The following is a 22,180-nucleotide window of genomic DNA, read 5'->3' as shown; positions in this document are numbered from 1 at the left end:
TGATTTAGTTGAGCTCCCAAGCCGGTCCGCAGACCGGCCGAGACCACAACTTTACGCGTTCTGCACCACCACCCGATCACTCTCCCCTTCCACCGCCAGCCACCACGCCCCACCACGCCGAGGATGCATCAAGTTGAACGCTTCTCCCATCTGCGGTGTGGTGATCGACACGTTGCGTTCCCAGGCCAGGGCCAGGATGCGATCGAAGGGTTCGTACCAGGCGTGCATCGACAGGTCGAAGGTGCCGTTGTGGATCGGCAGTAGCCAGCGGCCCTTGAGGTCGAGGTGGGCTTGCAGGGTTTGTTCGGGTTGCATGTGCACGTGCGGCCAGTCGACGTTGTAGGCACCGGTTTCCATCAGGGTCAGGTCGAATGGGCCGTACTGTTCGCCGATGCGTTTGAAGCCGTCGAAGTAGCCGCTGTCACCGCTGAAGAAAATGCGTGTGTCGCCGTCGATCATCACCCACGAGGCCCAGAGGGTGCTGTTGCTGTCGAACAGGCCACGGCCGGAAAAGTGCTGCGACGGGGTGGCGATGAACTGGATGCCATCGACTTCCGTGCCTTGCCACCAATCCAGTTGGCGGACTTTGCTGGCGTCGATGCCCCACTTGATCAGGGTGTCGCCTACGCCCAATGGGGTAAGGAAGTGTTTGGTCTTGTCCGCGAGCTTCAGCACAGCCTGGTAATCCAGGTGGTCGTAGTGGTCGTGGGACAGGATCACCGCTTCGATCGGTGGCAATTGTTCCAGGCTGATCGGTGGCTGGTGGAATCGCTTGGGGCCGGCCCATTGCACGGGCGAGGCACGCTCGGCGAAGACCGGGTCGGTGATCCAGAATTTGTCGCGCAGCTTGAGCAACACTGTGGAGTGGCCCAGGCGATAGACACTGTGGTTCGGCGCAGCGATCAGCGCGGCTTGAGTCAGGGCTTGCACCGGGACGGGTGCACTTGGGCGGGTGTTTTGCGGTTTGTGGAACAGCGCGTTCCACAGGATGCCCATGGTTTTGCCAAAGCTTAAACGTTGAACCGGTGTGAAGTTTTGATACTGCCCTTGAGCCTGTCGGGACGCTTCAGGTGTGGAGGCGTTGTCCGCCGGGGAGTTTGAATTGGCCATAACTGAATGACTCCAGAAAAACCGCGCATGACGCGATTTTCCGCTTTGGGACGATAAATGGCCAAGGCACGCACGCATCAGCCGGACTTTCTATTTTTGCTGGGCAGGATTAACAAAACATTACACTGCACAGTGTAGTTTCTAGGTTGCATCAAAGTCGATGACAAGTAAACTGCTGAGTGTAATTCCCCCTTCTCCCTGCCGAAGCGTACTTATGACAGCTCCACAGCGCCTCACCGACCGAAAACGCCAAGCGATCATTCAAGCCGCGATCAACGAATTCCGTGACAACGGTTTCGAGATCACCAGCATGGACAAGATTGCTGCCACTGCCGGGGTGTCGAAGCGCACGGTGTACAACCACTTTCCCAGCAAAGAAGAGTTGTTCGCCGAGATCCTCAATCAGTTATGGATCCGGGTGACGGCAGAACAGGAAACGGCCTACCGTCCCGACCTGCCATTGCGCGAGCAATTGCGCGGATTGCTCATGGCCAAGCTGCAAATGTTGGGCGATGACAATTTTCTCGACCTGGCGCGGGTGGCGATAGCGGCGACGATTCATTCCCCGGAGCGGGCGCAGGATATGGTGGCGCGAATGGGCGAACGCGAAGAAGGGCTGACGGTTTGGATTCGTGCCGCTCAGGCCGATGGTCGGTTGAAAGCCATTGCCCCTGATTTTGCCGCACAACAGGTGCAGGGGCTGCTCAAGTCGTTTGCCTTCTGGCCGCAGATTTCCATGGGCAAGCCTGGCTTGTCACCGGAAGAACAACACCAGGTGGCCGAGTCCGCGCTGGACATGTTTCTGGCCTGCTATCAGTTGCAATAAATGACAAGTTCGACGGTGGTGGCGACGGATTGATGGCTCTGATTTGAATGTGCGATGTGTTTCAGAATGAAACCGGCGCTGAGGCTATAGTGAGCTTCAGTCCCAGCGCCAGACAGAGAGCATCATGACCACCAGCCACGAAACCGCCCCCCACGTCGATCACCTGCGTTTCCATCGCCCTCATGCCCACCTGGCACCGACCTTTGGCAATGACAAGTTTGCCCTGCGCGCCGAAGCCTTTGCGCGGTTCTTCGGCACACCGACTTTTCTCGGTGCACAAACGCTGATCGTGGTCGCCTGGGTATGCCTCAACGTGTCCGGTTTCACCCACTTCGATGTGTACCCGTTCATCCTGCTCAACCTGGCCTTCAGCCTGCAATCGGCCTATGCCGCGCCATTGATTCTGTTGGCCCAGACGCGTCAGGCCGCACGGGACAAAGCCCAATCCGATGCCGATGCGCAGCACCGCGAAGCGCTGGCGACCGCCAACAGTGAGCGACAGGCACAAGCCGCGAAAAACACCGCGCAACTGCTGGAGTTGCTTGAGCAGAACACCCGGCTCACGGAGATGACCAAGGCCCTCACCGAGCGCATCGAAAACCTGACCACGGAAATGCACCAGCACTTCGTGCGCAAGGATGAGCCCAAGACCTGAACAGTTTCACGGCAGTTTCAGCGCCCGCCCCAACTCATCGAACAAGGTGACCACCGAGCGCAAGGCGCGGCAGTCGGGACGGGTCAGCAGCCACAGCGCGGTGTCGTATCCACGCAACGGTTCGCTCAGCGGCTGTAATCCGTCGCCGATCAAAAAGTCCGGCAACGCCGCTACACCCAGCCCCGCCCTGACCAACTCGGTCACCGACAGCATGCTGTTGCAGCGATAGCCCGGCGTTACGCCCGGCAAGGCTTGGCGACGCCAGGTAACGGTCGGGTGATCAGGCAGGAAGTCATCCGGGGCGATCCAGGTCAATAAGGCCAGGTCAGTGCTATTGACCGATTGCAGGTATCGCTCGCTGGCGCACACGCGGTAGGAAATATCCGCCAGCCGCCGTCCCACCAGATGCTCCGGTGGCGTGCGGGTCAGGCGCAGGGCGATATCGGCATCTCGACGGCTGAGGTTGGCAAAATCATTGGATGTGCTGAGTTCGAGGGTCAGCGCAGGATAGTTCGGCATGAACTGCGCCAGCGCCGGCAACAGCAAACCTTGCAGGACCGAATCGGTACAGGTCAGGCGCACGACGCCGCTGATCACTTCACCGCCCTGCTCCACACCGATGCGCGCCGCCTCCAGCGCCTGCTCAGCGCGCTCGGCCTGTTCCGCCAGGGACTGCGCCAGGGTGGTGGGCAGGTAACCGGCGCGGCTTTTTTCGAACAGTTGCTGACCCAGCGCAGCCTCCAGCCGGCGCACCGCTCGAAACACCGTCGAGACATCCACCTTCAGCAGTTGCGCAGCCCGGGCCAGAGAGCCGCCGCGCACCAGCGCGAGGATCAGGGCCAGGTCGGGGTAGTCCAGTCGATAGTGCGTTGCTGCATTGATCACTTGGGAAAACGCCAATATTGAGTGCGTGAACGCCAATCTATAGTGGGCACCAGCAATCAACAAGTGCAGAGGCCCCACATGGAAACCCGCCCGATTCGCATCGCCCTGATCGGCGACTACGACCCGCAAGTCACCGCCCACCAGGCCATTCCCGTCGCCCTCGAACAGGCCGCTGAACACAGTGGCCTGAACGTGCAATGGCAATGGCTGGCCACCGATGAAATCCACGCCGAGACACCGTTGCACACATTCGACGGTTTCTGGTGTGTGCCGGCCAGCCCTTACCGGAGCATGGACGGTGCATTGCTGGCGATTCGCTTTGCTCGCGAACAGCGGCGACCTTTCCTCGGCACCTGCGGTGGTTTTCAACACGCGGTGCTGGAATATGCGCGCAACGTGCTGGGCTGGTCGGATGCCGAACACGGCGAGACAAATCCCGATGCAGCACGGGCACTGCTGACGCCGCTGTCGTGCGCGCTGGTGGAAGCGGTCGATACGATTCATTTGCTTGAGGGTTCGATGCTCGCCCAGGCGTACGAAAACACCGAGATTCGGGAAGGCTATCGCTGTCGTTATGGTGTGAACCCGCAATTCGAGGGGGAGCTGCTCAAGCGCGAACTTCACGCCGTCGGCCACGATTCGGAACACGGACTGCGCGCGGTCGAACTCAGCGGTCATCCGTTTTTTGTCGCGACCTTGTTCCAGCCCGAGCGGGCTGCGCTCAAAGGCGTCTTGCCGCCGTTGGTTGGCGCCTTTGTCGAAGCCTGTGCGGGGCACTCGTCATGATCGCCGATACACCAGCTGCGCCTTATTACGCAGTGATCTTCACCTCACTGCGCACCGAGGGTGACCAGGGTTACGCCGAAGCGGCCGCACGGATGCTGGAACTGGCCCGTGAACAGCCGGGGTTTCTCGGCGTGGAATCGGCTCGGGGCGAGGATGGGCTTGGGATTACGGTGTCGTACTGGGCCAGTGAAGCGGCGATTCTGGCGTGGAAGCTTCATCCTGAGCACAGTGCGATTCGCGAGCGTGGGCGCTCGACCTGGTATGCGCGGTGTCATACGCGGGTGTGCCGGGTTGAGCGGGCTTACGGGTTCAGTCTGTAAATGATGGGGTGTTATTTAGGCCGTCTTCGCGGGCAAGCCCGCGAAGAGGCCAGAACAGTCAGTGCAAAAACTCAGCCCCGAACCAAACTGCGAACCGCCGAAATCTCCGGCACTTCACGCCGGTTCATGTACACCCGCAAAGGCTCGGTGATGTTGATCCGGTCATCGATGTTCTGGTCCAGCAGCAACTGAATCAATTCGCGCTTGAGCATCATGGTCTGCTCGGGCCCCGCGGCCCAGACGAATTCGCTGGTCGGGATGATGCCGTCGTCCGCCACGTCCATGCCAAACGAGTCTTCGCTGAAGCGCACGATGTAGTGCCCGGTCTTGCGGTTGAGGCCGACGAAGCCTTTGAGTTGGTCGGCAGCCTGGCAGATGAGCTGGGAAGTGATGCGCATGGTAAACCCCGCAATGGTGATCATTGGTTTGCACGCAGGGCCTGCGTTTCCCTCTGCCGGGGAAATTGCAGGGCCCCAGCGTACTGCAAACGGGCGCACAAAAACGCTGACGAAAATCAGCTTTAGACAGGTTTATGTCGGTCTGACGATAGCGCCTGCAAAGATGAGTTGTTAAAAGGGACCGCTCACTTATTGCGAAAGGATCTCGACCATGCCCGCAACCTTTACCAAAAGCGCCCTGTTACTGAGCCTGTTGCTCGGCCTCGGTCACGCACAGGCCGCCAGCGAACCCGCCCCCTCGGCACTCGCGACCCGTTTGGGCATTCCGCATCCAGCGGTGATCGCCCACCGTGGCGCGTCGTTTGATGCGCCGGAATCCACCGCCGCCGCCTACAAGACTGCCCGCGACCTGGGCGCCGACTACCTGGAACTGGACCTGCAGCGCAGCAAGGATGGCGTGCTGTTTGCCCTGCACGACAACAATCTGCAACGCACCACCGACGTCGCGACAAAATTCCCCGAGCGCAAGGACAGCCCCGCCAATGCGTTCACCATGGCCGAACTGAAAACCCTGGACGCGGGCAGCTGGTTCAATGCCGCGTACCCGGATCGCGCACGTCAGGCCTTCGCGGGTCTGAAGATTCTGACCCTTGATGAAATCATCGACATCGCCGAGGGCAACAGCCTGCACAAGCCCGGCCTGTATATCGAGACCAAGGAGCCCAAGCAGTTTCCCGGCATCGAACACGACCTCAGGGAAAAACTTCAGGACCGGGGCTGGCTGAGCCCGACCGCTTCGAAACTGGCAAAAAGCGAGCTGGCGGTCGGCCAGGGCAAAGGCAAGGTAGTCCTGCAGACCTTCGAGAAGAGCAGCCTCGAACTGCTGCAAAAGGAGATGCCGAAGGTGCCGAAAATCCTGCTGTTGTGGGTCGGCGAAGGCAGTATCGAGCCCAAGTCCAAGGTGACATTTGCCGAGTCCGGCGAAAAGGATAAAGCCGCTTACTACGCCAGACAGCAACCGAAGGACAAAGCCGAATTCCAGAACTGGGTCGACTACGCCAAGGCCCAGGGCGCCATTGGCACTGGCCCGTCCGCCGCTCTGACCCAGGGTGGCGACCAGAGTTACTCGGATCTGGTGCAACCCTGGATGAACCGGTACACCCACGACCAGGGCCTGCTGGTGCACGTCTACACCATCGACGATGCGGTGGACTACCGGAAAGTCATGGACGCCGGTGTCGACGGCATCTTCACCAATCGTGCCAGTGAGTTGTTGAAGTTCTATAAACGCCCGGCCGCGGCGAGTGTCGATCAAGTGTTGAAGAACAACGGCTATTGAGCCTTGCCTGGCATGACACCGAGGTGCCTGCATCGCGGGCAGGCTCACTCCCTCAGAGGGTTGATGCAGGACATGTCGGGGGTTTTAAGGGTGGATTAAGTTACACAAGGTAACCTGATCTCACTTGAACGAATCACCCAAGGAAAGAAGCCCATGAAGACTCTGACTGCTTTGTTTACCGCTGCAACCCTGACGCTCACCGCCGGCCTGGCCCAAGCCGATGTGCGGGTCGATCAGATCCCGCAACTGGTCAAGGACGGCAAGATCAAGCCACTGGAAGACCTGAACAAGATCGCGCTGGATCTGCACCCGGGTGCAACGATTACCAAGACCGAGCTGGACAACCACTTCAACGGTTACGAGTACGAAATCGAACTGCGTGACGCCAAGAACGTCGAGTGGGATGTGGAAATCGATGCCTCCAACGGCAAGGTCCTGGAAAACAAACAGGACAAGTAATCCCGAAACAGACAAAAGCCGCACGATGGGAACATCGTGCGGCTTTTGCGTTTTCGGGATTCAGGTCCAGATCCTGACCATGGTCTGACTCCAATAGGGCTGATGTTCACCACGTCATCATCACCCCCATGCCCGCACTTGAGATCGACTGTGTACCGACTCGGTAAGCAACCCGGTACGCAGCCATGTGTAGCGTCACAAAAGCGTCACCCCCGCTTGCGATGATGCCGCTCAAGTGAACCTGTAAAACACGTGACAGGCGCCTCCCCTTGCGAGTCCTCATGAACCACAGCATCGATCAAAGCCATCGCGACACGGATCTGTTCGGCCTGCTTTACGGTTTCAGTTTTCGCCCCGGTGAGGCCGGTCGGGAAATCAATTCCGCCGAGGCCTTGCAGTACCTGCAACAGCCGGAGAGCGACGAGCAGTTTCTCTGGCTGCACCTGAACCTCGCCCACGCCGCGTGCGAGCGCTGGATGAAAAGCCATCTGGAATTGCCCGAGGAATTTTTCGAAGCGCTGCACGAAGGCTCGCGCTCGACGCGCATCGAGCATGTCGACTCCGCGCTGCTGGCGGTGGTCAACGACGTGGTGTTCAACCTCAGCAACATTGTCTCCTCGGATGTATCGACCCTGTGGGTGTGCGCCCGCAGCCAATTGATCATCAGCGCACGCCTGCAACCGCTGCACTCGGTGGACAAATTGCGCTCGTCGGTGAAGGCCCGGGAGTGCTTTCGCTCCCCGTTGGAGCTGTTGGTGCACTTGCTGCGCGACCAGGGTGAAGTGCTGACCCAGATCGTGCGCAAGACCAGCCAGAGCGTGGATCAAATCGAAGACCAATTGCTGTCCTCGCGGTTGTCGACCAACCGCGCCGAACTGGGCGCCAATCGCCGGGTGCTGGTGCGATTGCAACGGCTACTGGCGCTGGAACCGGGCTCGTTGCTGCGCCTGCTCAACCGGCCGCCGCAATGGCTGCAAAAGGAAGACGTGAAGGAGCTGCGCAAATCCACCGAGGAGTTTGCGCTGATCATCAACGACCTCACGGCGCTGGGTGAGCGGATCAAGCTGTTGCAGGAAGAGATCGCCGCCAACATCAACGAACAGACTAACCGCACGCTGTTCACCCTGACGGTGGTGACAGTGCTGGCGCTGCCGATCAACATCATCGCCGGTTTCTTCGGCATGAACGTCGGTGGTATTCCGCTGGCCGGTGATCCGGAGGGTTTCTGGATCCTGGTGGCGCTGGTCGCGACCTTTACCGTGATCGCCGGGCGCTGGGCGTTTCGCAAGCAGCAGGATTATTAACGTCTGCTAACCCCTGTGGCGAGGAAGCTAGCGCCCTCGCCACAAAAACGGTACTTAGCAAACCTCGCGAGTCACCAGCATCCGCTCCCGAACCACGTCATACGCCCAGTGGTAGACGTAGGTGTACGGCAGGAAGAACAGCAACACACCGATATCCAGCAGGAACGCTTGCCACAGGCTGACATTCAGCCACCAGGCGATCAGCGGCACGCCGAGGGCGACCAGCCCGCCTTCGAACAACAGCGCATGCACCACGCGGACCCAGGCGTTGTGTGCGATGGCGAGGCGCTTGAGCAGCCGATCGAACATACCGTTGAAGACCACGTTCCAGGCCAGGGCCAGGCCGGCGATGAGGACGGTGACCATGCCCATTTCCATCATCGGTTTCTTCATGATCCAGGCCAGCAACGGGGTACAGATCAGGATGGCCAGCAGTTCGAAGCCGATGGCTTGAAAAATACGTTCAGTAATGGATTTGTTGGCGCTCATGGCCGAATTCCCTTGAGTGACTGTGTGGTTGCCATGATCCGTCATCACACCGATACTTCATAACCAATAACCATCGATCAAGGCGATAGTTCATGGCCTCTCACGAAGTGTTGCTGGCATTTGTCGAAGCCGCGACCCAAGGCTCGTTTTCCGCCGCGGCGCGCAAATTGGGCCGCAGTCAGTCGACCATCAGCGCGGCGGTGGCCAGCCTGGAAATCGACCTGAACCTGACCCTGTTCGACCGCAGCAGCCGCAAACCCGGCCTGACCCCGGCCGGGCACGTCATGCTGCAACGGGCCGAAGACATCCTGGCTGCCACCAGTCGCCTGGAAATAGCCGCCAGCCAGCTGTCGCAAGGGGTGGAAGCGAAGCTGACGGTGGCGCTGTCCGACACCTATCAGTCGGACCGCTTCGAAGCCGCCCTCAGTGCCTTCGAGCAACGTTATCCGGACCTGGAGCTCGAATGCCTGATCGCCGAATGCGATGACCTGATGTCGCTGGTGCAAAGCGGACGAGCGCAGATTGCCTTTGCCGAAATGCAGGACAGCTACCCGCCGGACCTGGTCAGCTCGACAGTGGACGAGCGTACGGAAATCGCCTTGTTCGTGTCCCCGGCACATCCGTTGGCGACAGTGGACTATGTCGACCGGGACGTACTGCAGCAGCACCGCGAGCTGCGTCTGGCCACCATCATCAATCCCTATGAAAGTCGGGCGAAGGGCCGCGTCTGGTCGGCGCCGAGTTATCTGATGCTGCTGGAAATGGCCCAGGGCGGATTCGGCTGGGCGCCGTTGCCCCGCTGGCTGGTCGAGCGGTTCGGGCCCGACACGTTGCGGGAACTGGTGGTGCGCGGCTGGCCGAAAACGGTGTCGGTGGATGCGTTGTGGTCGCGTCTGAATCCGCCGGGGCCGGCGGGGAGCTGGTTGCTGGGCAAGATGCTGGAATAGCGGCGCGGCCATTCGCGCGCAGGCTCGCTCCCACAGGTATCGAGTACGCCATCAATCCCTTTCGGAGCGAGCTTGCTCGCGATGAGGCCAGTACGGCCGCATCAATCCAGTGCCTTGAGCCGCTCTTCGATAAACCGCCGCTCCGGCTCCTGTCGGGTCAACGCCAGCGCCCGTTCCCACGCCGCCCGCGCCTCTTGCTTGCGGCCCAGTTGCCGACAGAACTGCGCCCGCGCCGAATGCGCCAGGTGGTAGTCGAGCAGTTCTCCCCGCTCCAGAATGGCGTCGACCAACGTCAGACCCGCCAGTGGACCATCGCGTTGCGAAATCGCCGCCGCACGATTCAACTCGATCACCGGCGACGGCACCGCCCGCAGCAGGACGTCATACAGACCGACAATCTGCGGCCAATCGGTTTCCCCCGCCGTCGGGGCTTCGGCGTGTACCGCCGCGATCGCCGCTTGCAGGCAATAGGGCCCGAATCGTCCCATGGTCAGCGCCCGCTCGACCAACGTGCAGCCTTCACTGATCAACCCGGCATCCCACAGCGAACGGTCCTGCTCGTCCAGCACAATCAGCTCGCCGCTCGCCGAGGTCCTGGCCGGGCGGCGCGACTCGTGCAGCAGCATCAACGCCAGCAAGCCCATCACCTCCGGCTCCGGCAGCAGTTCCACCAGCAACCGGCCGAGACGGATCGCTTCGCGGGTCAAATCCTCGCGGATCAGTTCGGCCCCGATGGACGCCGAGTACCCCTCGTTGAACACCAGGTAAATCACCCGCAATACGCTGTCCAAACGCTCGGGTAACTCGGCGAGTGTCGGCACTTGATAAGGGATTTTCGCGTCGCGAATCTTCGCCTTGGCGCGCACGATGCGCTGGGCGATGGTGGCCGGGGCCGAGAGAAAGGCCCGGGCGATCTCTTCCGTGGTCAGGTCGCAGACTTCCCGCAGCGTCAGCGGCACTTGCGCGTCGGCCGCCAGGGCCGGGTGGCAGCAAGTGAAGATCAGCCGCAGGCGATCGTCTTCCACGTCCTCATCACTCCAGTTGGCCTGTTCCAGCGCCTCCAGTTGCGCGATCAACAAGGGCTGCGACGCGGTAAAACGCGCGCGCCGGCGCAAGGCATCGATGGCCTTGAAGCGCCCGGTGGACACCAGCCAGGCCCGCGGATTGTCCGGCACGCCATCACGCTGCCAGCGTTCGACCGCGATGAAAAACGCCTCGTGCAAGGCCTCTTCGGCGAGGTCGAAATCCCCCAGCAAGCGAATCAGAGTCGCAAGAATCCGCCGCGAGTCTTCGCGATAGACCCGCTCGACCTGCGCCTGAACCGGCAGCCCCGGCATCTTAAGGATTCAACTGCCGAACGGGGCGCACTTCGACACTGCCGACCCGGGCCGCCGGAATGTTCCCGGCGACCTGGATGGCTTCGTTGAGGTCCCTGGCATCGATCAGGTAGAAACCGGCCAACTGCTCCTTGGTTTCAGCAAACGGGCCATCGGTGATCGACATCTTGCCGTTGCGCATGCGCACCGTAGTGGCGGTCTGTACCGACTCCAGCGCCTCGGCGGCGACCATCCGGCCACTGCCCTGGATCGACTCGGCATAGGCCATGCACTCTTCGTCCTTCGGGCTTTCCGGCAGCGAATGCAGCAGGTGCTCATCGCTGTAGACCAGGCATAAATACTTCATGAACGTCTCCTGATTCGAACGGATCAACTATGGCCGTGGATTGGCCATTTGGCGCGGCGCCCCGACAAATAACATCGATCAGGGTTTCAGATCGAACAGGACGGTGCCGCTCATCATGTCGAACGGCGCCGACCAGTGCTCATGGACGATCTGCCACAACCCGTCTTCCTGGCGATAGCACGCACTGCCGCGCATCCAGCAGGCCTGGGTTTCGCCCTTGTCGTTGGTGCCGCCGCAATGGGCCAGCCAATGGGCGAAGGCGATCTCCTGGGACGCCTCGATGCGGATGTCCTGGAACTCGAAAATGTGCGGACCAGGGCACATTTTCATGCAATCTTCCCAATGCGCGCGGTACGCCTCTTTGCCCTTGAATTGCAAGGCCTTGACCGCGTCGAAGGAGACGATGTCGTCGGCATACAGGGTCATGATTTTATCTACGTCCTTGGCCATCATGGCCTGACGATAGGTTTCGATCAGGTTCTGGATCTGGGTTTGCGCATTCATGGTGGTTCTCCGTGGTTTTTATTGGAAGACACCCTTAGTCGTCCGGCGATCCGGCAAATCGACAGACGAAATAAAAATAAACCATAAAGCCAAACTCGCTAGAATCCGAGGCTCATTTTCAGTTGGAAACAGGACACGCCAGTGACAGCCCGACTTGTGCCTTATGAATGCCTGAATGTGCTGCAACGCCAGCAGGTCGAGGCTATTGAAGTGCATTCGGAACAGATCAAGTTCTCGGGTGACATCCACGGCGCCTTGCACACCTTGTTGTCCAAGCCCGGCCCCGGAGTCAAGGGGTTCGCCCTGCTGGCCGAAGATGTGCCTGTCGCTTTCCTGCTGCTCAAGCGCCCGCCGGTGTTGCCGGCCTGGGCCGATGAGCACAGCGCCACGCTGCATGCCCTGCAAGTCGACCAACGTGCCCAGGGCAAGGGCTACGGCAAGGCCTGCCTGCAGGCGCTGCCCGAAGCGGCGCGCCTGGCCTGGCCGGAAATCAGGGGGCTGGAGTTGTCGGTGGACGCCGACAACGAGGCTGCGATCGCCCTGTACGCCAGGTTTGGCTTTGTCGACAGCGGCGAGGCGTACAAGGGCCGGATCGGTTATGAGCGGCGGATGGGGTTGGTGTTTTGACTGCGCGTTAGTTTTTTGCAGACATTACTGATACAACACCGCCCCCTGTAGGAGCGAGCCTGCTCGCGATGGAGTGTCAGTCGACACCACTTATGCTGACACACCTTCGCGAGCAGGCTCGCTCCTACAGGGGATCTACGTCGGATCAGAGTTCGAGCACCATCTCATGCCACGCCATGCCGCCATGGTCGGACGCCGAAGGCTTGACGTAGGCAAAGCCGAAACCGGCATACAACGGAATATGCCGCTCCTTGCACATCAGGTTGATGGTGACCTTGCCCATCCCACGCATGCGCTCGATGAACTCGCCCATCAGGCGCTTGGCCAGGCCTTGGCCCTGATAATCCGGGTGCACCACCACCGACATGATCACCACGTGCGGCCCGGCCGGGTCGTGGCCGATCAGTTCCTTGAACGCCTCGTCCGACATTTCCACCTGGAACGCCGCACCGGAATTGATGAATCCGGCGACAACCCCGTCCACTTCCGCGACGATAAAACCCTCGGGCCAGGTGGCGATGCGGGTGGCGATCTTCTCGCGGGTCGCGGCTTCGTCCCCTTCATAGGCAAGGGTTTCGATGGCAAAGCAGCGGTCCAGGTCGGCGGGGGTGACGTTGCGGATGACGGTGTTCATGGCAGCTCGGAATCAGCGTGGGAAAGGCTGGGGATGATAAATCAGCCGCCGTGGGACATCGAGAGACGAATCGGCTGATCCGCCTCTCGATACACGTATCACGCCTTGATCGGCAGCCAGATTTCCAGCTTGCCGGTGTTGAGCTTGGGGTTGAAGTCTTCGCTGTAGCGCTCGAACTCCGGGGCCGCCAATAGCTCATGGCCGGACTGCGGCAGCCACGTGCCATGGATGTACTGGAAGGTTTGCGGCAGGGTGTCCAGCGGTCCCTTGTGTTCAAACACCACGTACTGCTGCGGCTGAACTTCTACCCAGCGGTAGGTTTCCGGCAAGTCGTCGAGCTTGCTGATCTCGACGCCAGCGATGTAGTCGAAGCCGCCCTTGCCGTCGAAATTGCAGCAGACGCCGTAGGTGACTTCGCCTTTTTGGCCAGGAATGTGGCCCATATGCGGGATGAATTTTTCCCAGAGATCGGGAATGCCTTGGGTGGTTTGCTGGGTAAATTGTCCGCCCAGCCCTGCAATCAGCAGGAAGTGCCCGTGTTCGAAGCGCGGTTGCGTCAGTTCGACGCGTGCTAACTCATCCATGACTCGACTCCTGACGCATAAAAATGGGTTCGGCTGGGAGTATAGAAGCCAAACCCGATTCGCCCAATTACAGTGCGTGCAATTGCTCGACGGCAGCGGCGCCAACGAACTCGTTGTAACCCGATAGGATCACATAGACCGCGAAATAGCAGAAGATCGCCGCCGATGCCATGTAGGAATAACGCAGCAGCTTGTCCCCCAGCAACTTGCCGCCATGGCTCGCGGCGAAGCACAGCCCGGCCGACCAGAGCAGCCCGGCACAGAGGAAACCGCCGAGAAACAGTGCCGAGCTGAGCGGGCCACCGCCACCGGAACGGGCGATCAAGGTGCCGCCCACCGCGGCGAACCAGAGAATCGCGCTGGGCGAAGACATGGCCAGGAAAATCCCGCGGAAAAACTCCTTGCGGTGGGAATTGTTCCCGACCTCCGCCGTCTCGGCCAGCAGCGCCTCGTGGTGAATCGCCGAATAGATCATCTTCGCTGCGAAGTACACCAGCAGCGCCGAGCCACCGATCCACAACACCCAACGCACGCTTTCGTACTGCAGCAACACGGTCATGCCGGCCAGCGCCAGTACCGCGTAGATCAGGTCGCCGACGCAGGTCCCGAGCCCCAGGGCAAAGCCCTGGAAATAGCCGCGCTGCATGGCCAGGGTGATCATCGCGATGTTGGCCACACCGATATCCAGGCACAGCGAGAGACTCAGCAAGAAGCCGCTGGTAAATTCCATCGAACCCTATCCTTCGGACAAATTTGTTTACATTGAGGCTGGACAGTCTGCCACAGCTGCCCTTACATTCCGCCACAGGTCACCGCAGTGACCAGCGTCGCTCGGACGGTTCCGGGCGCTTACGTTATCCGAGGCAACAATGGCCGAACAAGGTTCGCCGCGCCGCTTTGCGCGCATAGATCGACTCCCCCCTTACGTTTTCAACATCACCGCCGAGCTGAAGATGGCCGCCCGTCGTCGTGGCGAAGACATCATCGACTTGAGCATGGGCAACCCCGACGGCGCCACGCCGCCGCACATCGTCGAAAAACTTGTGCAGGTCGCCCAGCGCGAAGACACCCACGGTTACTCCACCTCCAAGGGCATTCCGCGCCTGCGCCGGGCGATTTCCAACTGGTACAAGGATCGCTACGCGGTCGACATCGACCCGGAAAGCGAGGCCATTGTCACCATCGGCTCCAAGGAAGGCCTGGCGCACTTGATGCTGGCCACCCTCGACCAAGGCGACACCGTACTGGTGCCGAACCCGAGCTACCCGATTCACATCTACGGCGCGGTGATTGCCGGCGCCCAAGTGCGGTCGGTGCCACTGGTGCCGGGCGTGGATTTCTTCGCTGAACTGGAGCGGGCCATTCGCGGCTCGATCCCCAAGCCGAAGATGATGATCCTCGGCTTCCCGTCCAACCCCACCGCCCAGTGCGTGGAGCTGGATTTCTTCGAGCGAGTCATTGCCCTCGCCAAGCAGTACGATGTGCTGGTGGTGCACGACCTGGCCTACGCCGACATTGTCTACGACGGCTGGAAAGCCCCGTCGATCATGCAGGTGCCGGGGGCCAAGGACATTGCGGTGGAGTTTTTCACCCTGTCCAAGAGCTACAACATGGCCGGCTGGCGCATTGGCTTCATGGTCGGCAACCCGGAACTGGTCAACGCTCTGGCGCGAATCAAGAGCTACCACGACTACGGCACGTTCACCCCACTGCAAGTCGCGGCCATCGCGGCGCTGGAAGGCGATCAGCAATGCGTGCGCGACATCGCCGAGCAGTATCGGCAGCGGCGTAACGTGCTGGTCAAAGGCCTGCATGAACTGGGCTGGATGGTGGAAAACCCGAAAGCCTCGATGTACGTCTGGGCCAAGATTCCCGAGGCTTATGCGCACCTGGGCTCGCTGGAGTTTGCCAAGAAACTGCTGGCCGAAGCCAAGGTGTGTGTCTCGCCGGGCGTCGGGTTTGGCGAATACGGCGATGATCACGTGCGCTTCGCCCTGATCGAAAACCAGGACCGGATTCGTCAGGCCGTGCGCGGGATTCGCGGGATGTTCAGGGCGGATGGGCTAGTCAACAAATCCAACGCCTGACACAAAAACCTGTGGCAACAACATTCCTGTGGCGAGGGAGCTTGCTCCCGCTGGGCTGCGAAGCGGCCCCCAATCCGGGCACCTCATTTCGCCATAGAGATGCGGTTGACGGGTTTACGACTGCTTCGCAGCCGAGCGGGAGCAAGCTCCCTCGCCACAAAATGCATCCACTGACAGAGATCTATTTCACCCACAAAAAAACCGCATCGCTGCGGTTTTTTTGTGTCTGTCGAATCGCTTAGACGAACAGCGACAACAGCAGGATGAAGCACAGGCCAACCACGGAGAGGATGGTTTCCATCGCGGTCCAGGTCTTGAAGGTTTCGGCCACGGTCATGTTGAAGTACTGCTTGACCAGCCAGAAACCGGCGTCGTTGACGTGGGACAGGATCAGGGAACCTGCACCGGTGGCCAGCACCAGCAGCTCACGGTTCACACCCGGAATCATCCCCACCACCGGCACCACGATGCCGGCGCCAGTGATGGTCGCCACAGTCGCCGAACCGGTCGCGATACGGATCACCGCCGCCACCAGCCAGGCCAGCAGGATCGGCGAGATCTGTGCGTTCACCGCCATGTGGCCAATCACGTCACCCACGCCGCTGGTCACCAGCATCTGCTTGAAGCCACCACCGGCACCGATGATCAGGATGATCGCGGCGGTCGGCGCGAGGCTCGCATCCAGCCATTTCATCATTTGGCTGGAACCGATGCCCTGCTTGTAGCCGAAGGTATACAGCGACAGCAGCAATGCCAGCAGCAACGCCGAAATCGGGTGACCGATCAGGTCCATGAAAGCGCGGAAGATGTTGCCATCGGGCAGCACCACGTCGGCAAAGGTTTTCAGCAGCATCAGGAACACCGGCAGTAGCACGGTCACCAGCGTGATGCCGAAGCTCGGCAGTTCAGCCGAATCGGTTTCGCGTGCCAGTTGATCCACCAGCTCCTGGTTCGGATGACCGGGAATGTGCTTGGCAATGAACGTACCGAAGATCGGGCCAGCGATGATGGCGGTTGGCAGCGCAACGATCAGGCCGTACAGAATGGTCTTGCCGATGTCGGCACCGAACACGCCGATGGCCAGCAACGGACCCGGGTGCGGCGGCACCAGGCCGTGAACGGCGGACAGACCGGCCAGCAGCGGGATACCGATCTTGATGATCGACACGCCGGTGCGGCGGGCCACGATGAACACCAGCGGAATCAGCAGCACGAAGCCGATTTCGAAGAACAGCGGAATGCCGACCAGGAACGCGGCGAACATCATCGCCCACTGCACCTTGTCCTTGCCGAAGGCGCGGATCAACGTCTGCGCAATCTGATCCGCACCGCCTGATTCGGCCATCATTTTGCCGAGCATCGTGCCCAGCGCGAGGATGATGCCGACAAAGCCAAGCACGCCACCGAAGCCGTCCTGGAACGCCTTGATGATGGTGCCGATCGGCATGCCGGAGGTCAGCCCGAGGAAGGCTGCGGCGATGATCAGTGCGAGGAATGGGTGCAACTTGAACTTGGTGATCAGGACGATAAGCCCGATCACCGTAACCACTGCATCGAGCAGCAGGAACGTCTCGTGGGACATGCCAAACATTAGGGGTGTCTCCTGGTTGTTGTTGTTATTAAAGCGGGTTGATCAGAAGTCGTGAGGACAGCGCTGTCTTTGCAAACACAGTCATACCGCCTGCTTCAGGCCATGCGCCTGCCACCAGACATGAGCCTGGGCTGCCAGTTGTTCGACGCTATGGGTCGAAGCATCCAGCGCCAGGGTCAACGGCTCGCCGACCGGCGATTCGAGGGTGGCGAACTGGCTGTCGATCAGGGTCGACGGCATGAAGTGGCCTGGCCGATGGGACACACGGTCGGCGGCGACTTCGGGGGTCAACTCAAGGAACACGAAGCCCAGGCGCGGCAAGGCACTGCGCAGACGTTCGCGATAGACGTGCTTGAGCGCCGAACAGGTCAGCACCGGGCGCTGGCCCATGGCGTCGACACGGCGCAGTTCATCGCACAGGCTGTCGAGCCAGCCGGCACGGTCTTCATCGTTCAGGGGAATACCCGCGCTCATCTTTTCGATGTTGGCGGCAGGGTGAAAAGAGTCGCCTTCAATGGCAGTGGCGCCGCTCAAGTGGCATAAGGCCTCGCTGACGCACGTCTTGCCGCAACCGGCAACGCCCATGATGACCAGGGCGGTGATGGGATGATTCATGTAACACCTCAGCGCGCAGACAGCGCTACCTTTGCCAGTTATGACACTAGACCAAAAGCAGAAGTTGCCGACGCCTTTCTTGTCATTTTATGGGTTGCAGCAGGTTAGGTCCCGACACCAAAAAGCAAGGATCAGGCGAACCCTCGCTCACGCATTTGCAGCTGCATCGAGACAGCGCTACCTTAGTGCCTTGAATTTTGTTTGGCAAGCCGTCGATGAACACAACCAAGAACGATAAAAATACCCGTACCACTGGCCGCCCTACCCTGAACGAAGTTGCCCGACTGGCCGGCGTCAGCCCGATCACCGCCTCCCGCGCCTTGCGGGGCGTCAGCACCGTGGCCACCGAACTGGTGGAAAAGGTGCAGAAAGCGGCGCTGGAACTCAACTATGTGGTCAACCCCGCCGCCCGCGCCCTGGCCTCGGCCCAGAGCCATTCGGTGGTGGTGTTGGTGCCTTCATTATCCAATTTGCTGTTCATCGATACCCTGGAAGCCATTCATCAGGTTTTGCGCCCCAAGGGTTTCGAAGTGCTGATCGGCAACTTCCATTATTCGCGCGATGAAGAAGAAAACCTGCTGCGCAACTACATGGCCTATCAGCCGCGCGGATTGTTGCTGACCGGTTTCGACCGCACCGAAAGTTCGCGGCGGATGATCGAAGCCAGCAACATTCCTTGCGTGTACATGATGGAACTGGACAGCGCGGCCGGGCTCAATTGCGTTGGTTTTTCGCAACTGGCTGCCGGCGAAACGGCTGCCGAACACTTGCTGTCTCGCGGCCGCAAGCGCCTGGCCTACATCGGCGCGCAACTGGATCAGCGCACCTTGCTGCGCGGCGAAGGCTTCCGCAAAGCCCTGCAAAAGGCCGGTTTGTATGACCCGGACCTGGAAGTGCTGACCCCCCGCTCCTCCTCCGTCGGCCTCGGCGGCGAGCTGTTCCTGCAACTGCTGGCCAGTCATCCGGATGTCGATGCGATCTTCTTCGGTAACGACGACCTGGCCCAGGGCGCCTTGCTCGAAGCCATGCGCAATGGGATCAAGATCCCCGAACAGGTGGCGATCCTCGGCTTCAACGACTTGCCCATGTCCGAACACATGGTCCCACGCCTGAGCAGCATCAACACCCCGCGCGAAGCCATCGGCCGCCGCGCGGCGGAGCAGATGCTGACGCTGATGGCCGGCAACACTGTGGCCAAGCCGGTGCAGGACATGGGGTTTGAGTTGAAGGTGCGGGAGAGTACATAAGCGAGACACATATCCATTGTGGCGAGGGAGCTTGCTCCCGCTGGGTTGCGAAGCGGCCCCAAAACCTGCGTTCCCGGTGGATCTGGTACACCGAATGTCATGGTTTACGACGGCTACGCCGCCGAACGGGAGCAAGCTCCCTCGCCACAGTTTCCGCGATTAATCCTGCGGATCGAGGTTATCCAGCACACGATTCACCGCCAGTTCAGCCAGCATGATGATCTGTGCGATCGCCAATGCCGTATTGCGCTGGCTACCTTCCAGAAAAGCAGCAAAGTCATTGGTCATGACACTCGCCGAGGCCAACGATTCGCAGGCGTGCGCCAACAGAGTCTCGTTGTTGATGCCGGGTGAGATGGAGAACATTGGGCTGGGATTGCGTGGGGGGGTGGGCGTGGGTTTGAACATGGCAATGCTCCTAGAGTGATGGAGCTGCCACAGTTCGCTGCTAGACGAAAAACAAGGTGGCAGCCGTGCGCGGGCTAGCAGACCAGGACTCTAGAACCCGGTAGACCCGAAGGTCTTCCCACGCACAACCGCCATAACGTGAACTGACAGGCAAGATCACGAAGGATGGACGTCATGCGTCTAAAGTATCCAGGCTGCTAGACCCGATCGCTGAATTTGCAGCGACACGGAACGATAGAGTCCGGATACCAGGCGCACAAGCCGGCGGATTCTGGCGTAGTTGTAGGCAATGACGCAAGAAATCGTAGGTAGCGAAAACCTGCCGAAACGCCTTTCCTACAGACCACTCCTACAATTACACATACGCCATACGCGATGGAGTTGCTCAAATGGAACACACACTGAAGATTCTCGGCAAAGCCTCGTCCATCAACGTCCGAAAAGTCCTGTGGACCTGCGAGGAGCTGGGCATAACCTACGAACGCGAGGACTGGGGAAGTGGTTTTGCATCTACCCACAGCCCCGAGTTCCTGCGCTTCAATCCCAACGCACAGGTGCCGGTGATCATCGATGAAGCCGGCGTGTTGTGGGAATCCAATACCATCTGCCGCTATCTGGCCGGCAAACACCAACACCAGCACGATCTGCTGCCCACCGAACCGGCGGCACGCGCCCGGGTGGAACAGTGGATGGACTGGCAAGCCACCGAGCTCAATCCTTCCTGGAGCTATGCGTTCATGGCGCTGGTGCGCAAGGACCCGGAGTTCCAGGACGCCCATCGCCTCGAAGTCGGCATCCGCGGCTGGAACCAGAAAATGGGCATCCTCGAACATCAACTCGCGACCACCAAGGCGTATGTCGCCGGACCACGCTTTTCCCTGGCAGACGTTGTCATCGGTTTATCGGTCAATCGCTGGCTGATGACGCCGATCGACCGGCCTGACTTCCCCGCTGTCGATGAGTATTTCCAGCGCCTGGCGCAGCGTCCGGGGTTCCTCAAGCACGGCTGCAACGGCTTGCCCTGAATGGCCACAGGTTGCTGCCCACCACACAATAAAAAAGTGTCCCTCTACCGGGACCCTTTTTCATTTGCCGCGGCTAGTTCAATTGCAACGTCGAATTGAACTGACTGATCGCATCCACCACATGCCGCGAACCCTGCTGGATTTCCAGAATCACCTCCCCTGCCTCGTTCGCCAATTCAACGCCGAGCCCGGTTCGACTCAGACTCGATTGCATGCTCGACACCGCACTCAACGACAAATCGTGGTTCTTGCGCACCACCTCGACAATCTCCAGCGTCGCCTGACTGGTGCGCGCAGCAAGGCTGCGCACTTCATCGGCCACCACCGCAAACCCGCGCCCGTGCTCACCGGCGCGGGCCGCTTCGATCGCCGCGTTTAGCGCAAGCAAGTTGGTCTGATCGGCAATGCCACGAATGGTCTGCACGATGGTGCCGATGATGTCGGACTGTTTGCTCACGGCGTCGATGCTCAATGCCGCCTCGTTCAAGTCCCGGGAAATGTCCTGGATGATCTGCACCGTCTGCTGCACCACCTCGGAACCCTTGCGCGCACAGACGTCGTTTTGCACCGAGGTGCTGTGGGCCGATTCAGCGGCGGTTTGCAGGGTGGTCATCTGGTGGGTGATATCGCTGGCGAACTTGACCACTTTGTACAACCGCCCCTTGGCGTCGAACAACGGGTTGTAGGAGGCTTCCAGGAATATTGTCTGACCCTGCTTGTTCCTGCGCTCGAAACGATGGGAGTGATATTCGCCGCGGTTGAGCGAAGCCCAGAAATTCCGGTAACCCTGGGACTCGGCTTCGGCACGGTGGCAGAACAGGCTGTGATGCTGCCCCACCACTTCGTTGAGCGAGTACTGCATGGTTTTCAGGAAGTTCTCGTTGGCGGTGATGACCTTGCCTTCGGGCGTGAACTCGATCACGGCCATTGAACGGCCTATCGCAGCGAGCCTGCTTTCGTTTTCGTGTTCCTTGTTGACCCGTGAGGTGATGTCGGTGGCGACCTTGATCACGCTTTTCACCTGCCGGTCGGGGCCCAGCACCGGCATGTAGCTGGCTTCGAGCCAGATCTCCCGACCACTCTTGTGCAAGCGCAAAAAGGTCCCGCTCAGCGGTTCGCCCCGCGCGAGGTCGCGCCATAACTTGGTGTACTCATCGCTGCGGTAATACTGCTCTTCGCAAAAGACCCGGTGATGCTTGCCGCGCACTTCGTCGGCGCTGTAGCCCATGGCATTGCAAAAGTTTTCGTTGGCATCGATGACAATGCCGTCCGGAGTGAATTCAATCATCGCCATCGAACGACTGATCACCGCCAACTTGGCATTAGCCTCAGTCAGCGCACAGCTGAATCGTTCGATTTCCAGCAGGTCAGCCTTGTGATGTAGGTTGAACATTGTTGTATCACCTTCAGCGCGGTTTTTTGATTGATGAAAGTTGCAGGTCTTTCACATCCACCACTACGTTCCATGGAACAGGCACACGCATCCCTCCAAAAAAGAAGGACTAGTCAGGTGATAATTGATGATCAATCGGAGGGTCCTTATAGCGACACGCTCATCAAGACATCCTTCTCTTGATAGCCCGCATGCGGGCCAACCCTAACAGGTTCACAACAAATTCCATTTAGCGGACAGCTCCTTGTCATCAAGTGTTGGCGC

Annotated in this window: 25 protein-coding genes and 2 pseudogenes; 12 read left to right on the top strand and 15 right to left on the bottom strand. The window is 60.0% G+C overall.

All coding sequences use genetic code 11. The features are described from left to right. Window positions 1-51: 51 nt before the first annotated feature. A complete protein-coding gene (locus VC35_RS20760; RefSeq protein WP_046042300.1) occupies window positions 52-1,110 on the bottom strand; it encodes an MBL fold metallo-hydrolase in 1,059 nt (352 codons plus the stop codon). 214 nt (window positions 1,111-1,324) lie between these two features. On the opposite strand from VC35_RS20760, the gene VC35_RS20755 reads away from it, so the two are divergent. Then, window positions 1,325-1,936, top strand: coding sequence for a TetR/AcrR family transcriptional regulator (locus tag VC35_RS20755; protein WP_046042299.1), 612 nt, complete (start codon window positions 1,325-1,327; stop codon window positions 1,934-1,936). Between the two features lie 124 nt (window positions 1,937-2,060). Continuing rightward, window positions 2,061-2,591 carry a DUF1003 domain-containing protein gene (locus VC35_RS20750; protein ID WP_046042298.1) on the top strand — a complete coding sequence of 177 codons (531 nt, stop codon included), beginning with the start codon at window positions 2,061-2,063 and terminating at the stop codon, window positions 2,589-2,591. A 6-nt stretch (window positions 2,592-2,597) separates the two neighbouring features. Here VC35_RS20750 and VC35_RS20745 read toward each other — a convergent pair whose 3' ends face one another. Further along, window positions 2,598-3,539, bottom strand: coding sequence for a LysR family transcriptional regulator (locus VC35_RS20745; RefSeq protein ID WP_046042375.1), 942 nt, complete (start codon window positions 3,537-3,539; stop codon window positions 2,598-2,600). Between the two features lie 15 nt (window positions 3,540-3,554). Between VC35_RS20745 and VC35_RS20740 the strand changes: the two genes are divergently transcribed. Both VC35_RS20740 and VC35_RS20735 read left to right on the top strand, forming a co-directional pair. Further along, on the top strand, window positions 3,555-4,262 hold the full coding sequence (locus VC35_RS20740) for a CTP synthase C-terminal region-related (seleno)protein (RefSeq protein ID WP_046042297.1): 708 nt from the start codon (window positions 3,555-3,557) through the stop codon (window positions 4,260-4,262). Next, on the top strand, window positions 4,259-4,582 hold the full coding sequence (locus VC35_RS20735) for an antibiotic biosynthesis monooxygenase family protein (RefSeq protein WP_046042295.1): 324 nt from the start codon (window positions 4,259-4,261) through the stop codon (window positions 4,580-4,582). The genes VC35_RS20740 and VC35_RS20735 overlap by 4 nt, the downstream gene beginning before the upstream one ends. 71 nt (window positions 4,583-4,653) lie before the next feature. On the opposite strand, the gene VC35_RS20730 is transcribed toward VC35_RS20735, so the two are convergent. Beyond that, a complete protein-coding gene (locus VC35_RS20730; protein WP_046042374.1) occupies window positions 4,654-4,980 on the bottom strand; it encodes a DUF2025 family protein in 327 nt (108 codons plus the stop codon). 211 nt (window positions 4,981-5,191) lie between these two features. Between VC35_RS20730 and VC35_RS20725 the strand changes: the two genes are divergently transcribed. The 3 genes from VC35_RS20725 to VC35_RS20710 all read left to right on the top strand — a co-directional run bounded on the left by VC35_RS20725 (window position 5,192) and on the right by VC35_RS20710 (window position 8,082). Continuing rightward, window positions 5,192-6,319 (top strand): glycerophosphodiester phosphodiesterase, encoded by a 1,128-nt coding sequence (locus VC35_RS20725; protein ID WP_046042293.1) that lies wholly within the window; start codon window positions 5,192-5,194, stop codon window positions 6,317-6,319. Between the two features lie 153 nt (window positions 6,320-6,472). After that, window positions 6,473-6,778: a PepSY domain-containing protein gene (locus VC35_RS20720; RefSeq protein ID WP_046042291.1), complete on the top strand. Its 306-nt coding sequence runs from the start codon at window positions 6,473-6,475 to the stop codon at window positions 6,776-6,778. A 281-nt stretch (window positions 6,779-7,059) separates the two neighbouring features. Then, on the top strand, window positions 7,060-8,082 hold the full coding sequence (locus VC35_RS20710) for a transporter (protein WP_046042288.1): 1,023 nt from the start codon (window positions 7,060-7,062) through the stop codon (window positions 8,080-8,082). Between the two features lie 54 nt (window positions 8,083-8,136). On the opposite strand, the gene VC35_RS20705 is transcribed toward VC35_RS20710, so the two are convergent. Beyond that, on the bottom strand, window positions 8,137-8,571 hold the full coding sequence (locus VC35_RS20705) for a multidrug/biocide efflux PACE transporter (RefSeq protein WP_046042287.1): 435 nt from the start codon (window positions 8,569-8,571) through the stop codon (window positions 8,137-8,139). 92 nt (window positions 8,572-8,663) lie between these two features. On the opposite strand from VC35_RS20705, the gene VC35_RS20700 reads away from it, so the two are divergent. After that, complete coding sequence (locus VC35_RS20700) at window positions 8,664-9,518, top strand: LysR family transcriptional regulator (RefSeq protein WP_046042286.1); 855 nt, start codon at window positions 8,664-8,666, stop codon at window positions 9,516-9,518. 101 nt (window positions 9,519-9,619) lie between these two features. Here VC35_RS20700 and VC35_RS20695 read toward each other — a convergent pair whose 3' ends face one another. From VC35_RS20695 to VC35_RS20685, 3 genes are all read right to left on the bottom strand, one after another. Further along, window positions 9,620-10,855, bottom strand: a complete 1,236-nt coding sequence (locus VC35_RS20695; RefSeq protein ID WP_046042285.1) for an RNA polymerase sigma factor — start codon at window positions 10,853-10,855, stop codon at window positions 9,620-9,622. A 1-nt stretch (window position 10,856) separates the two neighbouring features. Then, window positions 10,857-11,201, bottom strand: a complete 345-nt coding sequence (locus VC35_RS20690; RefSeq protein WP_046042284.1) for a YciI family protein — start codon at window positions 11,199-11,201, stop codon at window positions 10,857-10,859. Window positions 11,202-11,279: 78 nt separating this feature from the next. Then, window positions 11,280-11,705, bottom strand: coding sequence for a YybH family protein (locus VC35_RS20685; protein WP_046042283.1), 426 nt, complete (start codon window positions 11,703-11,705; stop codon window positions 11,280-11,282). A 141-nt stretch (window positions 11,706-11,846) separates the two neighbouring features. Between VC35_RS20685 and VC35_RS20680 the strand changes: the two genes are divergently transcribed. Continuing rightward, window positions 11,847-12,332 (top strand): GNAT family N-acetyltransferase, encoded by a 486-nt coding sequence (locus VC35_RS20680; RefSeq protein ID WP_046042282.1) that lies wholly within the window; start codon window positions 11,847-11,849, stop codon window positions 12,330-12,332. Window positions 12,333-12,477: 145 nt separating this feature from the next. Here VC35_RS20680 and VC35_RS20675 read toward each other — a convergent pair whose 3' ends face one another. The 3 genes from VC35_RS20675 to VC35_RS20665 all read right to left on the bottom strand — a co-directional run bounded on the left by VC35_RS20675 (window position 12,478) and on the right by VC35_RS20665 (window position 14,280). Continuing rightward, a complete protein-coding gene (locus tag VC35_RS20675) occupies window positions 12,478-12,966 on the bottom strand; it encodes a GNAT family N-acetyltransferase (RefSeq protein ID WP_046042281.1) in 489 nt (162 codons plus the stop codon). 98 nt (window positions 12,967-13,064) lie between these two features. Beyond that, window positions 13,065-13,550 carry a GyrI-like domain-containing protein gene (locus VC35_RS20670; protein ID WP_046042280.1) on the bottom strand — a complete coding sequence of 162 codons (486 nt, stop codon included), beginning with the start codon at window positions 13,548-13,550 and terminating at the stop codon, window positions 13,065-13,067. A gap of 67 nt (window positions 13,551-13,617) precedes the next feature. Further along, complete coding sequence (locus tag VC35_RS20665; protein ID WP_046042279.1) at window positions 13,618-14,280, bottom strand: LysE family translocator; 663 nt, start codon at window positions 14,278-14,280, stop codon at window positions 13,618-13,620. A gap of 139 nt (window positions 14,281-14,419) precedes the next feature. Here VC35_RS20665 and alaC point away from each other — a divergent pair, with 139 nt between their 5' ends. Beyond that, window positions 14,420-15,637 carry an alanine transaminase gene (gene alaC, locus VC35_RS20660; RefSeq protein ID WP_046042278.1) on the top strand — a complete coding sequence of 406 codons (1,218 nt, stop codon included), beginning with the start codon at window positions 14,420-14,422 and terminating at the stop codon, window positions 15,635-15,637. A gap of 238 nt (window positions 15,638-15,875) precedes the next feature. Here the strand turns inward: alaC and VC35_RS20655 are convergent, their stop codons facing one another. Together VC35_RS20655 and VC35_RS20650 are read right to left on the bottom strand one after the other, a co-directional pair. Then, window positions 15,876-17,228: a GntP family permease gene (locus VC35_RS20655; protein ID WP_046042277.1), complete on the bottom strand. Its 1,353-nt coding sequence runs from the start codon at window positions 17,226-17,228 to the stop codon at window positions 15,876-15,878. Between the two features lie 81 nt (window positions 17,229-17,309). Then, complete coding sequence (locus tag VC35_RS20650; RefSeq protein WP_046042276.1) at window positions 17,310-17,843, bottom strand: gluconokinase; 534 nt, start codon at window positions 17,841-17,843, stop codon at window positions 17,310-17,312. Window positions 17,844-18,058: 215 nt separating this feature from the next. On the opposite strand from VC35_RS20650, the gene gntR reads away from it, so the two are divergent. Further along, window positions 18,059-19,090, top strand: coding sequence for an HTH-type transcriptional regulator GntR (gntR, locus tag VC35_RS20645; RefSeq protein WP_046042275.1), 1,032 nt, complete (start codon window positions 18,059-18,061; stop codon window positions 19,088-19,090). A 159-nt stretch (window positions 19,091-19,249) separates the two neighbouring features. On the opposite strand, the gene VC35_RS20640 is transcribed toward gntR, so the two are convergent. Further along, window positions 19,250-19,498, bottom strand: coding sequence for a DUF6124 family protein (locus VC35_RS20640; protein ID WP_046042274.1), 249 nt, complete (start codon window positions 19,496-19,498; stop codon window positions 19,250-19,252). A 389-nt stretch (window positions 19,499-19,887) separates the two neighbouring features. On the opposite strand from VC35_RS20640, the gene VC35_RS20635 reads away from it, so the two are divergent. After that, window positions 19,888-20,523, top strand: coding sequence for a glutathione S-transferase family protein (locus tag VC35_RS20635; protein WP_046042273.1), 636 nt, complete (start codon window positions 19,888-19,890; stop codon window positions 20,521-20,523). A 73-nt stretch (window positions 20,524-20,596) separates the two neighbouring features. On the opposite strand, the pseudogene VC35_RS30370 reads toward VC35_RS20635, so the two are convergent. Further along, window positions 20,597-21,004 (bottom strand): annotated as a pseudogene (locus tag VC35_RS30370) (methyl-accepting chemotaxis protein); the annotation flags it as partial. Between the two features lie 138 nt (window positions 21,005-21,142). After that, window positions 21,143-21,811, bottom strand: a pseudogene (locus VC35_RS30365) (PAS domain-containing protein); the annotation flags it as partial. Between the last annotated feature and the right edge of the window lie 369 nt (window positions 21,812-22,180).

The sequence above is a fragment of the Pseudomonas fluorescens genome (genome assembly GCF_000967965.1).
Classification (GTDB): Bacteria; Pseudomonadota; Gammaproteobacteria; order Pseudomonadales; family Pseudomonadaceae; genus Aquipseudomonas; species Aquipseudomonas grandcourensis.
This window is presented reverse-complemented; position numbering and strand designations above follow the sequence as displayed.

Excerpts from the sequence above, each read along its gene's own strand:
- VC35_RS20740 (WP_046042297.1), top strand. The coding sequence starts at position 3,555 with ATGGAAACCCGCCCGATTCGCATCGCCCTGATCGGCGACTACGACCCG.
- VC35_RS20720 (WP_046042291.1), top strand. The coding sequence starts at position 6,473 with ATGAAGACTCTGACTGCTTTGTTTACCGCTGCAACCCTGACGCTCACC.
- VC35_RS20650 (WP_046042276.1), bottom strand. The coding sequence starts at position 17,843 with ATGAATCATCCCATCACCGCCCTGGTCATCATGGGCGTTGCCGGTTGC.
- VC35_RS20750 (WP_046042298.1), top strand. The coding sequence starts at position 2,061 with ATGACCACCAGCCACGAAACCGCCCCCCACGTCGATCACCTGCGTTTC.
- VC35_RS20640 (WP_046042274.1), bottom strand. The coding sequence starts at position 19,498 with ATGTTCAAACCCACGCCCACCCCCCCACGCAATCCCAGCCCAATGTTC.
- VC35_RS20705 (WP_046042287.1), bottom strand. The coding sequence starts at position 8,571 with ATGAGCGCCAACAAATCCATTACTGAACGTATTTTTCAAGCCATCGGC.
- VC35_RS20665 (WP_046042279.1), bottom strand. The coding sequence starts at position 14,280 with ATGGAATTTACCAGCGGCTTCTTGCTGAGTCTCTCGCTGTGCCTGGAT.
- alaC (WP_046042278.1), top strand. The coding sequence starts at position 14,420 with ATGGCCGAACAAGGTTCGCCGCGCCGCTTTGCGCGCATAGATCGACTC.
- VC35_RS20695 (WP_046042285.1), bottom strand. The coding sequence starts at position 10,855 with ATGCCGGGGCTGCCGGTTCAGGCGCAGGTCGAGCGGGTCTATCGCGAA.
- VC35_RS20735 (WP_046042295.1), top strand. The coding sequence starts at position 4,259 with ATGATCGCCGATACACCAGCTGCGCCTTATTACGCAGTGATCTTCACC.
- VC35_RS20685 (WP_046042283.1), bottom strand. The coding sequence starts at position 11,705 with ATGAATGCGCAAACCCAGATCCAGAACCTGATCGAAACCTATCGTCAG.
- VC35_RS20675 (WP_046042281.1), bottom strand. The coding sequence starts at position 12,966 with ATGAACACCGTCATCCGCAACGTCACCCCCGCCGACCTGGACCGCTGC.
- VC35_RS20700 (WP_046042286.1), top strand. The coding sequence starts at position 8,664 with ATGGCCTCTCACGAAGTGTTGCTGGCATTTGTCGAAGCCGCGACCCAA.
- VC35_RS20760 (WP_046042300.1), bottom strand. The coding sequence starts at position 1,110 with ATGGCCAATTCAAACTCCCCGGCGGACAACGCCTCCACACCTGAAGCG.
- VC35_RS20730 (WP_046042374.1), bottom strand. The coding sequence starts at position 4,980 with ATGCGCATCACTTCCCAGCTCATCTGCCAGGCTGCCGACCAACTCAAA.
- VC35_RS20725 (WP_046042293.1), top strand. The coding sequence starts at position 5,192 with ATGCCCGCAACCTTTACCAAAAGCGCCCTGTTACTGAGCCTGTTGCTC.
- VC35_RS20670 (WP_046042280.1), bottom strand. The coding sequence starts at position 13,550 with ATGGATGAGTTAGCACGCGTCGAACTGACGCAACCGCGCTTCGAACAC.
- VC35_RS20690 (WP_046042284.1), bottom strand. The coding sequence starts at position 11,201 with ATGAAGTATTTATGCCTGGTCTACAGCGATGAGCACCTGCTGCATTCG.
- gntR (WP_046042275.1), top strand. The coding sequence starts at position 18,059 with ATGAACACAACCAAGAACGATAAAAATACCCGTACCACTGGCCGCCCT.
- VC35_RS20635 (WP_046042273.1), top strand. The coding sequence starts at position 19,888 with ATGGAACACACACTGAAGATTCTCGGCAAAGCCTCGTCCATCAACGTC.
- VC35_RS20710 (WP_046042288.1), top strand. The coding sequence starts at position 7,060 with ATGAACCACAGCATCGATCAAAGCCATCGCGACACGGATCTGTTCGGC.
- VC35_RS20655 (WP_046042277.1), bottom strand. The coding sequence starts at position 17,228 with ATGTTTGGCATGTCCCACGAGACGTTCCTGCTGCTCGATGCAGTGGTT.
- VC35_RS20755 (WP_046042299.1), top strand. The coding sequence starts at position 1,325 with ATGACAGCTCCACAGCGCCTCACCGACCGAAAACGCCAAGCGATCATT.